Annotated in this window: 13 protein-coding genes and 1 pseudogene; 6 read left to right on the top strand and 8 right to left on the bottom strand. The window is 73.3% G+C overall.

Annotated elements, in window-relative coordinates:
• Nucleotides 1-190: 190 nt before the first annotated feature.
• Entirely contained in the window at nucleotides 191-856 is a 666-nt protein-coding gene (locus J7462_RS11970) for a response regulator transcription factor (protein WP_219464125.1), read from the bottom strand.
• Nucleotides 853-2,043: a sensor histidine kinase gene (locus J7462_RS11965; protein ID WP_219464124.1), complete on the bottom strand. Its 1,191-nt coding sequence runs from the start codon at nucleotides 2,041-2,043 to the stop codon at nucleotides 853-855. Before J7462_RS11965 ends, J7462_RS11970 begins: the two co-directional genes overlap by 4 nt.
• 195 nt (nucleotides 2,044-2,238) lie before the next feature.
• Between J7462_RS11965 and J7462_RS11960 the strand changes: the two genes are divergently transcribed.
• Nucleotides 2,239-2,778, top strand: a complete 540-nt coding sequence (locus tag J7462_RS11960; RefSeq protein ID WP_219464123.1) for a hypothetical protein — start codon at nucleotides 2,239-2,241, stop codon at nucleotides 2,776-2,778.
• A gap of 103 nt (nucleotides 2,779-2,881) precedes the next feature.
• Nucleotides 2,882-3,238, top strand: a complete 357-nt coding sequence (locus tag J7462_RS11955) for a hypothetical protein (protein WP_219464122.1) — start codon at nucleotides 2,882-2,884, stop codon at nucleotides 3,236-3,238.
• A gap of 215 nt (nucleotides 3,239-3,453) precedes the next feature.
• Here the strand turns inward: J7462_RS11955 and J7462_RS11950 are convergent, their stop codons facing one another.
• Complete coding sequence (locus J7462_RS11950; RefSeq protein ID WP_219464121.1) at nucleotides 3,454-4,116, bottom strand: hypothetical protein; 663 nt, start codon at nucleotides 4,114-4,116, stop codon at nucleotides 3,454-3,456.
• A gap of 255 nt (nucleotides 4,117-4,371) precedes the next feature.
• Between J7462_RS11950 and J7462_RS11945 the strand changes: the two genes are divergently transcribed.
• Nucleotides 4,372-4,956 carry a copper resistance protein CopC gene (locus tag J7462_RS11945; protein WP_308290873.1) on the top strand — a complete coding sequence of 195 codons (585 nt, stop codon included), beginning with the start codon at nucleotides 4,372-4,374 and terminating at the stop codon, nucleotides 4,954-4,956.
• Between the two features lie 91 nt (nucleotides 4,957-5,047).
• Here the strand turns inward: J7462_RS11945 and gltX are convergent, their stop codons facing one another.
• The 3 genes from gltX to J7462_RS11930 all read right to left on the bottom strand — a co-directional run bounded on the left by gltX (nucleotide 5,048) and on the right by J7462_RS11930 (nucleotide 9,193).
• Complete coding sequence (gene gltX / locus J7462_RS11940; RefSeq protein ID WP_308290872.1) at nucleotides 5,048-6,457, bottom strand: glutamate--tRNA ligase; 1,410 nt, start codon at nucleotides 6,455-6,457, stop codon at nucleotides 5,048-5,050.
• A gap of 136 nt (nucleotides 6,458-6,593) precedes the next feature.
• Entirely contained in the window at nucleotides 6,594-7,871 is a 1,278-nt protein-coding gene (locus J7462_RS11935; protein ID WP_219464119.1) for an MFS transporter, read from the bottom strand.
• Nucleotides 7,868-9,193: a GH1 family beta-glucosidase gene (locus J7462_RS11930; RefSeq protein WP_219464118.1), complete on the bottom strand. Its 1,326-nt coding sequence runs from the start codon at nucleotides 9,191-9,193 to the stop codon at nucleotides 7,868-7,870. The genes J7462_RS11935 and J7462_RS11930 overlap by 4 nt, the downstream gene beginning before the upstream one ends.
• Before the next feature lie 184 nt (nucleotides 9,194-9,377).
• Here J7462_RS11930 and J7462_RS11925 point away from each other — a divergent pair.
• Nucleotides 9,378-9,823, top strand: a pseudogene (locus J7462_RS11925) (SRPBCC family protein).
• Between the two features lie 127 nt (nucleotides 9,824-9,950).
• On the opposite strand, the gene aceE reads toward J7462_RS11925, so the two are convergent.
• Complete coding sequence (gene aceE / locus J7462_RS11920) at nucleotides 9,951-12,689, bottom strand: pyruvate dehydrogenase (acetyl-transferring), homodimeric type (RefSeq protein WP_219464116.1); 2,739 nt, start codon at nucleotides 12,687-12,689, stop codon at nucleotides 9,951-9,953.
• A gap of 241 nt (nucleotides 12,690-12,930) precedes the next feature.
• On the opposite strand from aceE, the gene J7462_RS11915 reads away from it, so the two are divergent.
• Nucleotides 12,931-13,335, top strand: a complete 405-nt coding sequence (locus tag J7462_RS11915) for a YjbQ family protein (protein WP_219464114.1) — start codon at nucleotides 12,931-12,933, stop codon at nucleotides 13,333-13,335.
• Between the two features lie 132 nt (nucleotides 13,336-13,467).
• Here the strand turns inward: J7462_RS11915 and J7462_RS11910 are convergent, their stop codons facing one another.
• Nucleotides 13,468-15,135 carry an alkaline phosphatase gene (locus J7462_RS11910; RefSeq protein ID WP_219464113.1) on the bottom strand — a complete coding sequence of 556 codons (1,668 nt, stop codon included), beginning with the start codon at nucleotides 15,133-15,135 and terminating at the stop codon, nucleotides 13,468-13,470.
• Between the two features lie 243 nt (nucleotides 15,136-15,378).
• Here J7462_RS11910 and J7462_RS11905 point away from each other — a divergent pair, with 243 nt between their 5' ends.
• Entirely contained in the window at nucleotides 15,379-15,858 is a 480-nt protein-coding gene (locus tag J7462_RS11905; RefSeq protein ID WP_219464111.1) for a MarR family winged helix-turn-helix transcriptional regulator, read from the top strand.
• The last annotated feature ends 720 nt before the right edge of the window (nucleotides 15,859-16,578 follow it).

The raw sequence follows: 16,578 nt of genomic DNA, 5'->3' as shown, positions 1-16,578 counted from the left end.
ATCCGGCTGATCTCCGGCCGGGCGCGGCGTCGGACGACAGGTGCTGGCCGGGAAGCCCCTGGTAACGCACCATATGACCGCCCGGGAGAGCAGTCAATAGATTTACATCAATGCGTGTGAAGCTCCCTGCGTGCCCCTCGCTGACGGACCGGGTGCCACGTCGTCGGGGAGGTCGACCGGGCCGCCCGGGTCACGGCGGCGGCACCGGCAGGGCCAACTCCTGGGCCAGGATCGCCGCCTGCACCCGGCTGCGCAGCGCCAACTTCGCCAGGATCCGGCTGACATGGGTCTTGGCGGTGCTCTCCGCCACCGCCAGCCGGTCGGCGATCTGCTGGTTGGACAGGCCGCCGCCCAGACAGGCCAGCACGTCCCGCTCCCGGGGGGTCAACGCGGCCACGGCGGCCCGCTCCGCCCCACCGACGCCCGGCGCGGTCGCCGCGAAGGCCGCGATCAGACGCCGGGTCAGGGTCGGAGCGATCACCCCCTCACCCCGGGCAACCGTACGCACCGCCGCCACCAGCCCGGCCGCGTCGGTGTCCTTGAGCAGGAAACCGGCCGCCCCGGCACGCAGCGCGCCGAAGACGTACTCGTCGAGGTCGAAGGTGGTCAGGACCAGCACCTCGGCGGTGCCGGCGGCGACGATCTCCCGGGTCGCCGACACCCCGTCCAACCGGGGCATCCGGACGTCGAGCACCGCCACGTCGGGGCGCAGCTCCCGGCAGAGCCGGACCGCCGCCTCCCCGTCGGCCGCCTCGCCCACCACCTCGATCTCCGGCGCACCGGCCAGGATCAACACCAGACCGGCCCGCACCGCCGCCTGGTCGTCGGCCAGCACGACCCGCACCGGGGCGGTCACCCCGACGCCCCGGTGGGCAACGCCGCCCGGACCCGCCAACACCCGTCCCGCAGGCCACCGGTGAACTGCCCGTCGAGCAGGGTGGCCCGCTCCCGCATCCCGATCAGCCCCGCGCCGCCACCCGGCAGCCCCGCACCGACCGCCGCCGAGGCACCGGCCCCGCCGGAACCGACCGGGTTCTCCACCGTCACCACCACCTCCGTCGGCCGGTACGCCACGGTCAGCTCCGCCGTGCCCCTGCCGTGGCGCAGCGCATTGGTCAACGACTCCTGCACGATCCGGTACGCCGCCAGGTCGACCCCGACCGGCAGCTCCCGGGACCGACCCTCGACCGTCGTGCGGACCCGCAGACCGGCCGCAGCCATCCGGTCCAGCAGCTGGTCCAACTCGTCCAGGCGGACCCGGGTGGCCTCCTGCGCCGGATCGACGGACGGCTCCCGCAGAAACCCGATGACCTGCCGCATCTCGGCCATCCCCTGCACGCTGCTCTCCCGGATCACCCGCAGCGCCGCGTCGACCCGGGGCCGGTCCAGCCCGGGCGCGGCGAGCACGGCGGTGGCGTGCAGGGCCACCGCGCTGAGGTGGTTGGCCACCACGTCGTGCAGCTCGCGGGCCATCCGGGCCCGCTCGGCCAGCACCGCCTGCCGCCGGTCCAGCTCGACCAGCCGGGCGGTCTGCTCGGCGCGGGCCCGTTCGGCCGACGCCTGGTCCCGGTACTGCCGCACGCTGACCCCGGTGACCACCGGCAGGACCCCGAGCAGCGCGAACGGCACCCCGACGGCGGCACCCCGAAAACCCCAGACCAGCAGGCCGAGGGCGGTGCTGCCGACACTGAGCCCGACGGTGACCCGCAGCAGCCAGCGCCGCAACGGGGGTGGACCGTACACGCACGTGTCGTACAACACCTGGGTGTAGATCACGGTGCTGCCGACCGAGACGCCGAGCGCGGCGTCGGCCAGCACCGCCCCGGTGCCCACCGCCAGACCGGTCCGGGTCGCCACCCGGCGCAGCCCGACGGCCACGCTCACCGCCAGCAGCGGCAGCAGGAAACACGCCCTCGGCACGTCCGGCGCCCAGGGGAACTGGGGTTGCAGGCCGGCACCCCACACCGCCAGGCCGCCGATCAGGGAGGCCCCGGCCAGGGCCAGGTCGCGTCCCGGCCGGCCGGAGCCGGCCCAGCCCGGCATCCGCATGCTCCCGATCCCATCACACCCCCGGCCCGGTCCCCTCCGACCTGGGCAGGACACCGCGCGCCCGGCCGTCCGTCGAAGGAGGTACGCCGGGCCGCCGGTCCGTCGAACGATGGACCCGCAACTCGTCCCCGCCGGTGAGGTGGGTGCCCGGCCCGCCCCGGCACGCTGGAACCGAACGGGGAGGTGTGCATGCTGCTGGCGATCATCATCGGCTGCGAGATCGGATTCTGGGTGCTGCTCGTCGCCGGGCTGATCGCCCGGTACCCGCTGCGTCGACCCCGACTCGGGGCGGCGCTGCTGGTCTGCGTCCCGCTGGTCGACCTGGTGCTGCTGGTGGCGGCGGCGGTGGACCTGCGCCGGGGTGCCACCGCGGACGCCACCCACGGGCTGGCCGCCATCTACCTCGGCTTCTCGGTGGCGTTCGGGCACTCCCTGATCCGCTGGGCGGACCAGCGCTTCGCCCACCGGTTCGCGGGCGGCCCGCCGCCGGTGAAGCCGCCCCGGTACGGCTGGGCGCGGACCCGGTACGAGTGGCGGGAGTGGGGGAAGGCGCTGCTCGGTTGGGCCGTCGCGTGTGCCCTGCTCGTCACCGCGATCGTGATCGTCGGTGACGACGAGCGCACCCGGGAGCTGTCGGACTGGATCCGTAACCTCACCGTCGGGCTGCTGATCTGGCTGGTCGCGTTCCCGGTCTGGGAGACGATCTTCCCGCGTCGACCCAAGTCCTGACACCGGGGTACGCGCTGCACGACGCGTCGGTGCCGGCCAGTACGGTGGCACTGCCGCGCCGGGGTGTCGTCGCGGCGCGCGACGCGAACGTGAGGAGACCGGGATGGCGCACGGGGAGGCCGAACACGGCTGCGCCCAGGGCGAGCCCTGCCGGCCGGGCCACCACGACCAGCCGGGGGCGGCCCGACCGCACCGCCGGCTGGCGACGGAACAGGTCTGTCGGGTGGCTGAGCGGGCCGACGACGAGGTGGCGCTGCCCCGCCAGCGGGGCACCGAGCCGGCCGACGCGCCGGTGTCCCGACCGGCGGCGGTGGAACCCGGTCCGCCGGGTCAGCCCGACGCGCCGACCCGGCACTGCCGCAGCGACCTGGCCGGATGGGCCGGTGCCCACCGGCACGGGCCGGTGCGGCCGGGCCGGCGTCCGCAGCGTCTCCAACGCCCGCCACAACGCTGGTGCTGACCGCTCGCCGCTGCCGTTGACCGCCCGCCACAACGCTGGTGCTGACTGCCGCCGCTGGTGTTGACGCGGCGTCCGGCGCGACCTGCGTCGCCGCCGGTCGCCACGCTGAGCGGGTGTCTCGCCGACCGTAGGTGCCGAGGGGCGTCTCGCCGACCGCCGTGCCGAGCGGGCACGCAACCGCCGACCCCCGAGGGTGCGGAGGTCGGCGGTGTGGATCAGCGGGTGCGGCGGCGGACCAGCAGGGCGATGCCCGCCAGGCCGACGGTGATCACCAGCATCACGCCGACGTTGAGCAGCAGCAGCCGCTGGAGTTCGTCGATCGCGTCGTCGAAACCCCGGCCCGGGTTCAGGGCCTCCTCCGGGAGCGTCCGCTCGCCGCCACCGACGCCACCGGTGACCGTGTCGGGTCGCCGCTCCAGCGGCACCCCGGCGGCGCGCAGCGTCTCGGACATGTTGAGCCGGCCCAGGAACCACCCGGCGGTGGTCTTGCGCGCGTCGGGCTGCTTGGCCGGCCGGAAGGCCCGGGGGCCGCCCTTGGCCAGCGGATAGAGGTCGTACGTCTGCTTGGGGACGTCTCCGGCGAGCACCACGATGGTGTACTTCGGACCGAGGTCGGCCGGCTTGGGCCCCTTGGCCTCGCCGGTGCGGCCGAACCAGCTGACCTGGTCGATGACCGCGACCACCTGGGTCGCAGCGGTGTCGGTGCGCAGGCGCAACGGCTCGGTCAACCCGACGCCGGTGATGTCCACCCCGGCGGGTGGCGTCTTCGGCGCCGCCCGGTGTGCCCCGGCCGGCTGCGCGGAAGCGCCGGTGGCCAGCACCGCCGCCGTCACGACCGTGGTGACCACTGAGAGTAGCCGCCTCACCCTGTCGACCATAGCCGCCTCCTCGCCCCGTTCGATGGATGGCTGTGCTGCGGGTCACGTGCGGGTCGGTCGACGTCGGTGATCGACCGGACGACACCGGCCCACCTCATAGACTTCATGGAACATCGCGCGGATGCAGCTCTGGGAACAATATGTGGAACTATCTGTGATCCTGGAACGACCAATGGGAAGCCGCGTGATCAGCGGGCGGATCGTACCTTTGCGGAGGGCTTCATGGGGGGCAGGGTCCCACGGTTGACGCGGGCGGTGCCAGTGCTCGTCGGCGTGGCGCTCGGCGTGGCGTTGCTGCCGGCGACGCCGGCGTTCGCGCATAACTCGCTTACCGGGAGCAATCCCGTCAACGGTGCCAAGGTGGCCACCGCGCCGGCCAAGGTCGAGCTGCGCTTTCTGGCCAAACTGGACCCCGAACGGACGAAGATCACAGTGGTCGGACCGGACAACGTCCCGGCCGCCGGTGGCGCACCGGCCTTCTCCGGCAGCCGGGTCAGCGTGCCGTTCTCCCCCGGGGCGGCCGGTCTCTACATCGTCGGATACCAACTGCCCTCCAACGACGGGCACCCGGTCAAGGGGGAGGTGCGGTTCACCCTCACCACCGGCACCGCCGCCGCACCCCCGTCGGTCACCCCGACGGCCGGCACCACCCCGACGGCCGGCACCACCCCGACGCCGAGCAGCAGCCCCGCCCCCGCCTCCCCGTCGACCACCCCGGTCGCCGCTGCCGGCACCGACGACACCGGTCGGGGCTGGCTCTGGGCGGCCGGCGGCCTGGTGCTGCTGGCCGTGCTCGCCGCCGGCCTGTTCCTGCGCCGACGCCGCTCCGCCCGCCCCTGACCGGCCCCGCCGATGACCGATCGGCCCGCCCCTGACCGGGTGCGGCGAGGGCCCGCCGGGAAACGGCGGGCCCTGACGGGTGCCGTGGTGGTCAGACCAGGCGGAGTCGGGCGGCGCGCAGCCGGGTCAGGGTGCGTTCCCGACCGAGCACCTCCAGCGACTCGAACAGCGGCAGCCCGACGGTGCGGCCGGTGACCGCCACCCGGACCGGGGCCTGCGCCTTACCCAGCTTGAGGCCACGCTCCGCGCCGACCGCCTCCAACGTCGACTTCAGCGACGCCGCGTCCCAGGACGCCAGCTCCGTGTAGCCGGCGACGGCCGCGTCGAGCAGCTCGGCCGCACCCTCCTTCATCGCCTTGGCCCAGGCCGCCTCGTCGATCAGCGGCTCGGCGAGGAAGAGGAAGTCGACGTTCGGCACGATCTCGCTGAGCACCGCGATCCGGGTCTGCGCCAGCGGGGCCACCGCCGCGAAGGCGTCGGCGTCGAACTCCGCCGGCTGCCACGGCGGCGGCGCGATGGTGCCGGTGCCGGTCAGCCAGGGCTGGCAGGCGACCACGAACTCGTCGACCGGCAGCGCCCGGATGTACTCGCCGTTGAACGCGCGCAGCTTCTTCTCGTCGAAGAAGGCAGGGGAGGGGTTGACCTCGGTCAACCGGAACTCCTCCTCGATCACCGACCAGGGCACGATCTCCCGGTCGCCCGACGGCGCCCAGCCGAGCAGCATCAGGTAGTTGCGCATCGCGGCGGCGAGATAACCCTCGTCCCGGTACGCCTCCAGGGCCACCTTGTCGCGCCGCTTGGACAGCTTCTGCCGCTTCTCGTTGACCACCACCGGCACGTGCGCCCAGATCGGCGGCTTGACGCCCAGCGCGTCCCAGAGCAGCTGCTGCTTCGGGGTGTTCGGCAGGTGCTCCTCGGCCCGGATCACGTGGGTGATTCCCATCGTCATGTCGTCCACGACGTTGGCGAGCAGGAACACCGGGGAGCCGTCGCCGCGGGCGATGACGAAGTCCTCGATCAGCTTGTTCTCGAACGTCGGCTCGCCCCGGATCAGGTCGACCACCACGGTCGTGCCCTCGTCGGGGGTCCGGAAGCGCAACGCCCGCCCCTCGCCCGGCGGCAGGCCCCGGTCCCGGCAGAAGCCGTCGTAGCCCTGGTACTGCGAGCCGGTACGCGCCTGCACGGCCTCCCGGGTGCAGTCGCAGTAGTAGGCCCGCCCGGCGTCGTGCAGCCGCTGGGCGGCGGCCCGGTGCTCACCGGCGTACGCGGACTGGAAGTAGGGGCCCTCGTAGGTGTCGCGGGCGATGCCGATCCAGTCCAGCGCGGACAGGATGCCCTCGGTCCACTCGGGCCTGTTGCGGGCGGCGTCGGTGTCCTCGACGCGCAGCACGAACACCCCGCCCTGCTGCTTGGCGTAGATCCAGTTCTGCAGCGCCGAGCGGGCGCCGCCGACGTGGAACATACCGGTCGGGGAAGGGGCGAAGCGCACACGTACCGTCACGCCGTCCAGCCTACGGCCGGCCGCGACCCGGTTTCCCCAGGGGGCCGGACGCCGTTGCCGGGCCGGCCACCGACGGGCGTTCCCGACCTGCGGGCGGCGGCGACCCGGCCCGGACCGGCCGGGTCGCCGCCGGGGGTCAGCGCACGCCCCGGATCTTGAGGACCAGGGCGCTGCCGAGCAGGGTGACCACGGCGGTCACGGCGTAGAGCGTGGGGTAGCCGCCCAGGTGGACCACGATCGGGGCGGACAGCGCCGGGCCGAGCACCTGGGGTGCCGAGTTCGCGATGTTGATCACCCCGAGGTCCTTGGCCCGGTCGGTGGCGCGCGGTAGCACCTCGGTGATCAGCGCCGCGTCGACCGAGAGGTAGACGCCGTAGCCGGCACCGAGCAGCACGGCCGCGACCAGCGCCATCGACCAGGTCGGCGCGACCGCCAGCAGCAGCGCGGCCACCGCCATCACCACCCCGGAGACGATCACGTAGACCTTGCGCCGGCCGGAGCGGTCGGACAGCATCCCGGAGACCACGGCGGTGAGCATCATGCCCAGGGTGTAGAGCAGGATCAGCACCAGCAGCCCGCCCTCGGGATCGGGGTAGCGCACCCCGTCGGTGAGGAAGTACAGCAGGTAGAGGGTGCCCAGGGCGTTGCCGATCTGCACCAGGAACCGGGTGATCCAGGCCCAGGCGAAGTCGGGGTGCCGGCGTGGGTCGATCCACATCGAGGCGACCAGCGCGCGCAGCCGCAGCGGTGGGCGGTGTTCCCGGGGCAGCGGGTCGTCGGGGGTGAGGAACGCGAACGGCAGCGACAGCAGCAGCACCGCCAACGCCATCGCCGTGTAGCCGGGGACGGTGCCGCTGACCAGGGCGGTGACCAGCACCGCGCCGAGCACCAGGCCGAGCGCCTGCGGGATGCCCACCCACCCGGAGACCCCGCCGCGCTGCACCACCGGCACCCGGTCGGGGATGCCGGCGGTGAGGCTGGCCAGCATCGCGTTGAAGCAGACCTGGGCGGCGACCCAGCCCAGCGCCACCCCGGCGATGGTCTGCTGCCGGGCCAGCAGCACCAGCGCCAGCGCGCCGAGCACCGCCCCACCTGCGGTCCAGACGTGCCGGCGGCCGAACTCCCGCCCGCCGACGCGTAGGCAGGTGCGGTCCGACAGCGCCCCGGCGAGCGGGTTGGCCAGCACGGCCGCGAGCGCGCCCAGCCCGGTGACGACGGCCAGCATCGCCTCCTTGTGGTCCGGCGAGATCCGTTCCACCTGCTGGGGCAGCAGCACCTGGATGGGGGTGAAGAAGGCCATCCACACGCCGAGGTTGGCCGCGAAGATCAACGCGATCCAGCTGCGCCGGACCGGGACGACCGGGTCGGCGAGCGCCGCCGGCAGCGAGGCCGGCGTCGGGTCGACGGTGGTCACCCCCGGCCGACCTGGGACCGGTACCAGGCGTACGAGGACTTCGGGGTACGGGTGCCGGTGGCGAAGTCGACGTGCACCAGGCCGAAGCGCTTGGTGAAGCCCTCCGCCCACTCCCAGTTGTCCAGCAGCGACCAGACGAAGTACCCGGTCACGTCGACACCCTCGTCGATGGCGGCGAGGACGGCGCGCAGGTGCCCGTCGAGGTAGGCGATCCGGTCCGGGTCGGGCACCTGACCGTCGGCGTCCGGGACGTCGTCGTAGGCGCAGCCGCCCTCGGTGACCTGGATCGGCGGCAGCGCGTCGCCGTACCGGTCACGCAGGCCGACGAGCAGGGTACGCAGCCCGTCCGGGACCACCGGCCAGTCGAACGCGGTACGCGGGTAGCCCTCCAGCGGGACCAGCTCGAACGGCAGCGGCGAGCCCTCCTCGGGGGCGCGTACCCCGGTGGGGTTGTAGTAGTTGACCCCCAGCACGTCCAGCGGCGCGGCGATCACCGCCAGGTCGCCGTCGCGTACCACGCCCGGGTCGAAGCCGTCGGGGTAGCTCCGGCCCAGCAGCGGGTCGGTGAACAGGTGGTTGTGCAGGGCGTCGTACGCCGCCGCGGCGGCGTGGTCGGCGTCGGTGTCGCCGTGGCGGACGACAGGCGAGTAGTTGTTGGCGATGGCCACCGGGGCGGTGCTGTGGGCGCGCAGCGCGGTCACCGCCAGCCCGTGCCCGAGCAGTTGGTGGTGGGCGGCGGGGAAGGAGTCGAAGAGCAGGGTCTGGCCGGGGGCGTGTTCGCCGGTGCCGTGGCCGAGGCTCAGGTGGATGAACGGCTCGTTGAGGGTGATCCAGAGTTTCACCCGGTCGCCGAGGCGTTCGGCGGTCACGTCGGCGTACTCGGCGAAGTGGGCGGCGGTGTCCCGGTTCAGCCAGCCGCCGGCGTCCTGGAGCGGCTGCGGCAGGTCCCAGTGGAACAGGGTGGCGACCGGGTCGATGCCGGCGGCCAGCAGGTCGTCGACGAGCCGGTCGTAGAAGTCCAGGCCGGCGGCGTTGACCGGGCCGGTGCCGCCGGGGCGGACCCGGGGCCAGGCGATCGAGAACCGGTACGCCGACACCCCGAGCCCGGCCAGCAGCGCGACGTCCTCCCGGTGCCGGTGGTAGTGGTCGCAGGCCACGTCGCCGGTGCTGCCGTCGATGATCCGGCCGGGGGTGTGCGCGAAGGTGTCCCAGATGGACGCTCCCCGGCCGTCGGCGGTGGCGCCTCCCTCGATCTGGTACGCGGAGGTGGACACCCCCCAACGGAAGCCGGCGGGGAAACCGGGGATCGGTGCGGTCGTCATCCACCCTCCCAGAACGCGAAACGTGTTCGCACTCTAGGGCGCGAAGCCCGGGAGCGCCATAGGTGCGGGGCAATGCGGGCGCAAGGGCTTCCGGCGTGTCTTTTTCCGAACACGTCCCAGTAAGTCCGATTTAGCGCATAGAGTGCGGAATATCGCGGATGTCCTCAGTGGGGGAAGAAACAGAATGATCCTCGTCGAACGCAGTGCGCACGTGACGGCGCCGGTGGAAGCGGTCTGGGAAGTCGTCCAGCGGGCCGAGCAGTTGCCCGCCTGGCTGGCCGGGGTCCGGGCCGCCGAGGTCCTCTCGGGGGAGGGCTTCGGCCGTCGACAACTCGTCCAGGCCGGGCGCGGCTCGGCGCACGAGGCCGAGGTGATCGCCTACCAGGAGCCCAACCTGATCGGCTGGCGGGAACGCGCCCGGGGGCCGGTGCCCGCGCCGAGGCACGCACCGAGATCTACGTGCAGCTCACCGCCGACGAGGAGGAGGGCGGCACGATCGTCCGACTGATCGTGGTCCGCTGGCCGGCCGGCCCGGTCAAGGGCGCCCTGCTGCGCCTCGGGCTGCGTCGGGTCGGCGCCGACCTGGAGGACTCGTTGGCCCGGCTGACCGACCTGGCCGTCGTCGGCTGACCCGACACCCCGTCGGCACCACCTGCGGATCCGGTCAAGATCACGCTCGATCACGCAGGGGCGGAGCGGGCGGAGGACACGAGAAGGGCCCGGCGCGAGGCGCCGGGCCCTTCGTCGTACCCGGGAACTAGCTGTCGCCGCCGGTCTCACCGACCGGGGCGGCGTTGACGTCGTCGATCGCGTACTTCTTGGCCGCCTCGGCCGGGACACCGGCCGGGATCGTCCCGCGCAGGGCGAGCTGCCGCAGCGTCGCCACCGCAACCGACTCGGCGTCGACGTGGAAGTGCCGACGCAGCGCGTGCCGGGTGTCCGACATGCCGAAGCCGTCGGTGCCGAGCGAGGTGTAGTCACCAGGTACCCAGCGGGCGATCAGGTCCGGTACCGCGCGCATCCAGTCGCTGACCGCGACCTTCGGCCCGTCGGCCTCGGCCAGCTTCTCCTGGATGTACGGCACCCGCTGCTCCGCGCCCGGGTTGAGCAGGTTGTGCTCCTCACAGAGCACCGCGTCGCGGCGCAGCTCCGACCACGAGGTCACCGACCAGACGTCGGCGGCCACCCCCCAGTCCTGGGCGAGCAGCTGCTGCGCCTTGAGCGCCCACTGCATGCCGGTGCCGGAGGCCAGGATGTTGGCCCGCGGCCCGTCGACCTGCGGGGCCGGCGCATAGCGGTAGATGCCCTTGAGTAGCCCCTCGACGTCCAGCTCGGACGGCTCGACCGGCTGGTGGATCGGCTCGTTGTAGACGGTGAGGTAGTAGAAGATGTTCTCTTGGTCCTCGCCGTACATCCGGTGCAGGCCGCGCTCCACGATGTGCGCCAGCTCGAACCCGAACGCCGCGTCGTAGGCGACCACCGCCGGGTTGGTCGCGGCCAGCAGCAGCGAGTGGCCGTCCTCGTGCTGGAGGCCCTCACCGTTGAGCGTGGTCCGCCCGGCGGTCGCGCCGAGGACGAAGCCCCGGGCCATCTGGTCGGCCGCCGCCCAGAAGCCGTCACCGGTGCGCTGGAACCCGAACATCGAGTAGAAGATGTACATCGGGATCATCGGCTCGTCGTGGGTGGCGTACGCGGTGCCGGCGGCGGTGAACGAGGCGACCGAACCGGCCTCGTTGATCCCCTCGTGCAGGATCTGCCCGGTCGTCGACTCCTTGTAGGACAGGAACAGGTCCCGGTCGACCGAGGTGTACCGCTGGCCGTGCGGGGAGTAGATCTTCGCGGTCGGGAAGATCGAGTCGAGGCCGAAGGTACGCGCCTCGTCCGGGATGATCGGCACCCAGCGCTTGCCGAACTCCTTGTCCTTCATGATGTCCTTGAGCAGGCGGACGAAGGCCATCGTGGTGGCCACCTTCTGCTTGCCCGAGCCGCGCTTGACGTCGGCGAACCGCTCTGGCCCCGGGATCGCCAGCTTCTTGTGGCTGGTCCGCCGGGACGGCAGGTAACCGCCGAGCTGCTCGCGCCGCTCCCGCAGGTAGGCCATCTCGTCCGAGGACTCACCCGGGGTGTAGTACGGCGGCAGGTAGGGGTTGTCCTCCAGCGCCTTGTCCGGGATGTCCAGGTAGAGCCGGTCGCGGAACAGCTTGAGGTCGTCAAGCGTCAGCTTCTTCATCTGGTGCGTGGCGTTGCGGCCCTCGAAGTGCGAGCCCAGCGTCCAGCCCTTGATGGTCTTGGCCAGGATGACGGTCGGCTGCCCGGTGTGCTCGGTGGCCGCCTTGTATGCCGCGTAGAGCTTGCGGTAGTCGTGCCCGCCCCGCTTGAGGTTCCAGATCTCGTCGTCGGACAGGTGCTCGACCATCTTGCGGGTCCGCTGGTCCCGGCCGAAGAAGTGCTCCCGCACGTACGCCCCGGACTCCGCCTTGTAGGTCTGGTAGTCGCCGTCGGGGGTGGTGTTCATCAGGTTGACCAGCGCGCCGTCGGTGTCCGCGGCGAGCAGCGGGTCCCACTCCCGGCCCCAGACCACCTTGATCACGTTCCACCCGGCGCCCCGGAAGAACGCCTCCAGCTCCTGCATCACCTTGCCGTTGCCCCGGACCGGGCCGTCCAGCCGCTGAAGGTTGCAGTTGATCACGAAGGTGAGGTTGTCCAGCTCCTCGCGGGCGGCCACGCCGATCGCGCCGAGCGACTCGACCTCGTCCATCTCGCCGTCGCCGAGGAAGGCCCAGACGTGCTGCTGGGAGGTGTCCTTGATGCCCCGGTGCTGCAGGTAGCGGTTGAACCGGGCCTGGTAGATCGCGTTCAGCGGGCCCAGACCCATGGAGACCGTGGGGAACTCCCAGAAGTCGGGCATCAGCCGAGGGTGCGGGTAGGACGGCAGTCCGCCGCCCGGGTGGGACAGCTCCTGCCGGAACCCGTCGAGCTGGTCCTCCGAGAGCCGACCCTCCAGGAACGCCCGCCCGTACATGCCGGGGGAGGCGTGCCCCTGGTAGAAGATGTGGTCGCCGCCGCCCGGGTGGTTCTTGCCCTTGAAGAAGTGGTTGAAGCCCACCTCGTAGAGGGAGGCGGAGCTGGCGAAGGTGGAGATGTGCCCACCGACGCCGATCTCCGGCCGCTGCGCCCGGTGCACCAGCATCGCCGCGTTCCACCGGACGTACGCCCGGATCCGCCGCTCGATGTGCTCGTCACCCGGGAACCAGGGTTCCTGCTCCGGGGTGATGGTGTTGATGTAGTCGGTGGTGGTCAGGGACGGCACCCCGACCTGCCGCTCGCGGGCCCGCTCCAGCAGGCTCAGCATGACGTACCGGGCGCGTTTGGTTCCGCGCTCGTCGATGACACCGTCGAGCGACTCGACCCACTCGCTGGTTTCTTCGGGGTCGATGTCCGGAAGCTGGCTCGGCAGACCAGCGGTGATCACCGGGCGCTTGCGTTCCGTAGCCACAGGCGTTCCCTCGGTTGTGTGTGGGATAGGTCTCTAGCGCCATCCTGCCCTCTGGTGGCACCCGTCGTCACCTCTAGCTCCCCCAGACGCGACGCTGAACACAGGTACCCGCCGGTAACTTTGCCCGGTCGGCCGCGTCGGGGCCGGCCGCCGTCGCCCCGCCGGGGTCGGCCCACCGGGGCCCGGCCCCGGCGGCCGGGGACGGCGGCGGTAACGGGTCGGATGCGGCAGAATGCGCCGTATGCGCAGCGAGGTGATCACCGTCCGGACCGGTTCCCGACCCACCGTCGTCGACGTCACGGCCGAGGCCGAGCGATTCGTCGCCGGGCAGGGCGACGGCCTGCTGCACGTCTTCGTGCCGCACGCCACCGCCGGGGTGGCGATCATCGAGACCGGCGCCGGCTCCGACGACGACCTGCTGCGGGCCCTCGACGACCTGCTGCCCACCGACGACCGCTGGCGGCACCGGCACGGCTCGCCCGGCCACGGCCGCGACCACGTGCTGCCCGCCTTCGTGCCGCCGTACGCGACCCTGCCGGTGCTCGGCGGGCGACTCCAGCTCGGCACCTGGCAGTCGGTCTGCCTGGTCGACCCCAACGGTGACAACCCGTCGCGCCAGCTCCGTTTCTCCTTCCTCCCCGGCTGACCCCGCCCCGCCCGCCCCCGCCGCCGGCCACCCGGGCGCCGCGTCCCGTCGCCCGGCCGTCCCGTCGCCCGGCCGTCCCGTCGCCCGGCCGTCCCGGCCCCCGGCGCGTCCCGGCCGCCGCGTCGGGGCGGCTCAGCGCAGCCCGGTCTCCGTCTCGACGGTGTACCGGTCCCGGTCCACGCCCGGCGGCAGCGCGCGGGCCGTCGTCGGCGGGCGGTCGCCCGTCTGGTGCAGGCCGGGCACCCGGTCCTCGACCACGAACGACGCCCGGGGGTACGCCGGGGCGCCCGCCCGGCTCACGTACGGCAGCACCATGAAGTCCGCACTGAGCTGCGCCGGGGTGATCGTGGTCCGGACGAAACCGCGCAGGTCGTTCTGGAACCGCAGGTGGGGATTGGTGCGCAACCAGGGGTGCGAGCCGCTGGCCGAGTCGAAGCCGTCCCCGCCCGAGGTGACCGAGGAGCAGACCAGCTCGGTGCCGACCGTCCGCGCGCCCGGGTCGGTGTAGTCCAGCTTCAGGTCGGCCGCCCAGTGCGCGTGCACGTCCCCGGTGAGCACCACCGGGTTGCGTACCCCGGCGGTCACCCAGCCCCGGGTGATCCGGTCCCGGGAGGCCAGGTAGCCGTCCCAGGCGTCCATGCTGGTCAGCCGGGTCGGCCCGGGGTCGCGGTCCCGGGCGGCGAAGAACACCTGCTGGGCGAGGAGGTCCCAGCGGGTGTCGGAGCGGCGGAACCCGTCCAGCAGCCACTGCTCCTGTGCCGTCCCGGTGATGGTGCGGCCCGGGTCGGCCGCCGCCGGGCAGTCCCGGTAGCCGTCCCCGCACGCCTGGTCGTCCCGGAACTGCCGGGTGTCGAGCAGGTGGAAGGTGGCCAGCCGCCCCCAGCGCAACCGCCGGTGCAGCGCGATGTCCGGACCGCGCGGCACCGAGGCCCGCCGCAGCGGCATGTTCTCGTGGTACGCCTGGAAGGCGGCGGCCCGCCGGGCCAGGAAGTTCGGGTCCGGCTCCTCCGGCACCGCGCCGGCCCAGTTGTTCTCCACCTCGTGGTCGTCGAAGACCACCGCCCAGGGGGCCACCGCGTGCGCCGCCTGCAGATCCGGGTCGGTCTTGTACTGCGCGTGCCGCTGCCGGTAGCCGGCCAGTGTCCGGGTCTCCGGCCCCTCGTGCCCGCGCGGCCGGTCCGGGCCGTACTCCCGGGCGTACTCGTACTGGTAGTCGCCGAGGTGCAGGATCAGCTCCGGCGCGCTCTCGGCCAGCCGCCGGTAGGCGGTGAAGTACCCCTGCTCGTAGTGGGAGCAGGAGACGAAACCCATCGCCAGCGCGGCGGGCAGGGACGCCGGGTCGGGCGCGGTGCGGGTCCGGGCGGTGGGGGAGAGGTGCCCCTCGGCCCGGAACCGGTAGAAGTACTCCCGCCCCGGCAGCAGCCCGGTCAGCTCGACGTGCACGCTGTGCGCCGACTCGGGCCGGGCGGTCGCCGTACCCCGCTGGACGACGTGCCGGAACAGCTCGTCGGCGGCCACCTCCCACTGCACCTCGACCGTCCGGTCGGGCATGCCGCCCAACCCGTCCGCGGCCAGCGGCTGCGGGGCCAGCCGGGTCCACAGCACCACCCCCTCGTGGTCCGGGTCGCCGGAGGCCACCCCGAGGGTGAACGGCCAGATCAACGGTCGGTGGCGGGCGGTGCCCACCGGGCGGGCGGGACGCCCGTCGGCGGCGTCGGCGGACGTCGGCAGACCGGCGGTCGCGCCGGCCGCGCCGAGCGCCGCGCCGGAGAGCAGGACGGTACGGCGGGACAGTGCCATGGGAACCTCCCGGGATGTGGTGCGTACCTGACCCCGGCAGCGTCGCGACCCACGGTGACCGTCAGGTGACGACTGGAGACCGTCGTCGTCTCCGCCAGCCGAACAGCGGCCGGCGACCGCCCCGGGCGGCGTGTCGGGCGGCCGTTGGTCGGGCGGCGCAGCCCGACGTCGGCATCCGGCGGGCAGCGGTGTCGATCGGCCCGGTGGTGCGGTGGGCGGTAGGCGCGGCCGTACAGTCGGGGGATGACGCAGGAGGCCGGCCGCACGCAGGCCGACCGGGGCGACCGCGCCGGGTTGACGGGCGAGACGGTACGCCGGTTCCTGCACGTCGCCGACGCGATCCGGCACGACCAGGAGGCCGCTCTCGGTGCGCTAGGACTCACCCCGGCGGCGGCCCGCGCACTGTGCGAATTGGACCCGGACCGGCCGTCGCCGGCGCGTGACCTCGCCGTCCGGTTGGCGTGCGACCGGTCCAACGTGACCGCCCTGGTCGACCGGCTGGAACAGGCCGGCCTGGTCACCCGCCGGGTCGACCCGATCGACCGGCGGCAGAAGACACTGCTGGTCACCGACGAGGGCCGCCGGGTGCGGGAACGGGTGCGCGAGGCGCTGTCGGGTTCCCGGCTGCTCGTCGGATTGACCGTCGAGGAGCTGTCCACGCTGCGGGAACTGGTGGAGAAGGTGTCCGACGGGGACTGCCCGCAGCGGTGCGCGGTGGACTGACTCACCCCGGTCGGGTCGTGTCTGAGTGGGCGACCGTGGCCTCCGTCGGTAATGCTGATCGCGTGACCACCCCGCAAGATCTCGACGACCGGTTCCGGGAGACCCTGGGCGCGTTACCCGAGCCCGAGCGGCGGCGTGACCCCGGGCAACCGCTACGGCCGGCCGCCGCGCTGACCGGCCGGCAGTTGCTCGCCCTCTTCGACGCGCAGGTGACCAGCCGTCAGCTCGACCTGGCCGGCCGCTGGCTGCGCAGCTTCGACGAGGGCTTCTACACGATCGGCTCCGCCGGGCACGAGGCCAACGCGGCGGTGGCCGCGGCGCTGCGCCCCACCGACCCGGCCCTGCTGCACTACCGCTCGGGCGCCTTCTACTGTCTGCGCGCTGCCCAGGCGGCCGGCAGCTTCCCGGGCGGCGACGCCTCGGCCGGCAGCTTCCCGGACGGTGACGCCGTGGCTGTCGGCTCCCCGGGCGGCGAAGGTTCGGCCGGCAGGTTCCCGGACGGTGACGGCCCGGCCGGCAGCTTCCCGGATGGCGACGGCCCGGCCGGCAGCTTCCCGGGCGGCGACGCCGTGGCTGTCGGCTTCCCGGACGGCGACGGCCCGGCCGTCGACCGCACCGGCGGGGACGGCGTGGCGGCGATCGGTTCCCCGCCCGCCGGCGGTGACCCCGACGACGGCACCGCCCCGGGGGCCGGTGAGCCGGAATCCCTCCACCCGGTCG

Source organism: Micromonospora sp. RL09-050-HVF-A (assembly GCF_019374995.1).
Taxonomy (GTDB): Bacteria; Actinomycetota; Actinomycetes; order Mycobacteriales; family Micromonosporaceae; genus Micromonospora; species Micromonospora antibiotica.
Note: the sequence above shows the minus strand (reverse complement) of the source record. Positions and strands in the feature narration are given on the sequence as shown.

Coding starts and splice junctions, on each gene's coding strand:
- J7462_RS11930 (WP_219464118.1), bottom strand. CDS start 9,193: ATGACGACCGCACCGATCCCCGGTTTCCCCGCCGGCTTCCGTTGGGGG.
- J7462_RS11910 (WP_219464113.1), bottom strand. CDS start 15,135: ATGGCACTGTCCCGCCGTACCGTCCTGCTCTCCGGCGCGGCGCTCGGC.
- J7462_RS11905 (WP_219464111.1), top strand. CDS start 15,379: ATGACGCAGGAGGCCGGCCGCACGCAGGCCGACCGGGGCGACCGCGCC.
- J7462_RS11950 (WP_219464121.1), bottom strand. CDS start 4,116: ATGGTCGACAGGGTGAGGCGGCTACTCTCAGTGGTCACCACGGTCGTG.
- J7462_RS11955 (WP_219464122.1), top strand. CDS start 2,882: ATGGCGCACGGGGAGGCCGAACACGGCTGCGCCCAGGGCGAGCCCTGC.
- J7462_RS11965 (WP_219464124.1), bottom strand. CDS start 2,043: ATGCCGGGCTGGGCCGGCTCCGGCCGGCCGGGACGCGACCTGGCCCTG.
- J7462_RS11915 (WP_219464114.1), top strand. CDS start 12,931: ATGCGCAGCGAGGTGATCACCGTCCGGACCGGTTCCCGACCCACCGTC.
- J7462_RS11960 (WP_219464123.1), top strand. CDS start 2,239: ATGCTGCTGGCGATCATCATCGGCTGCGAGATCGGATTCTGGGTGCTG.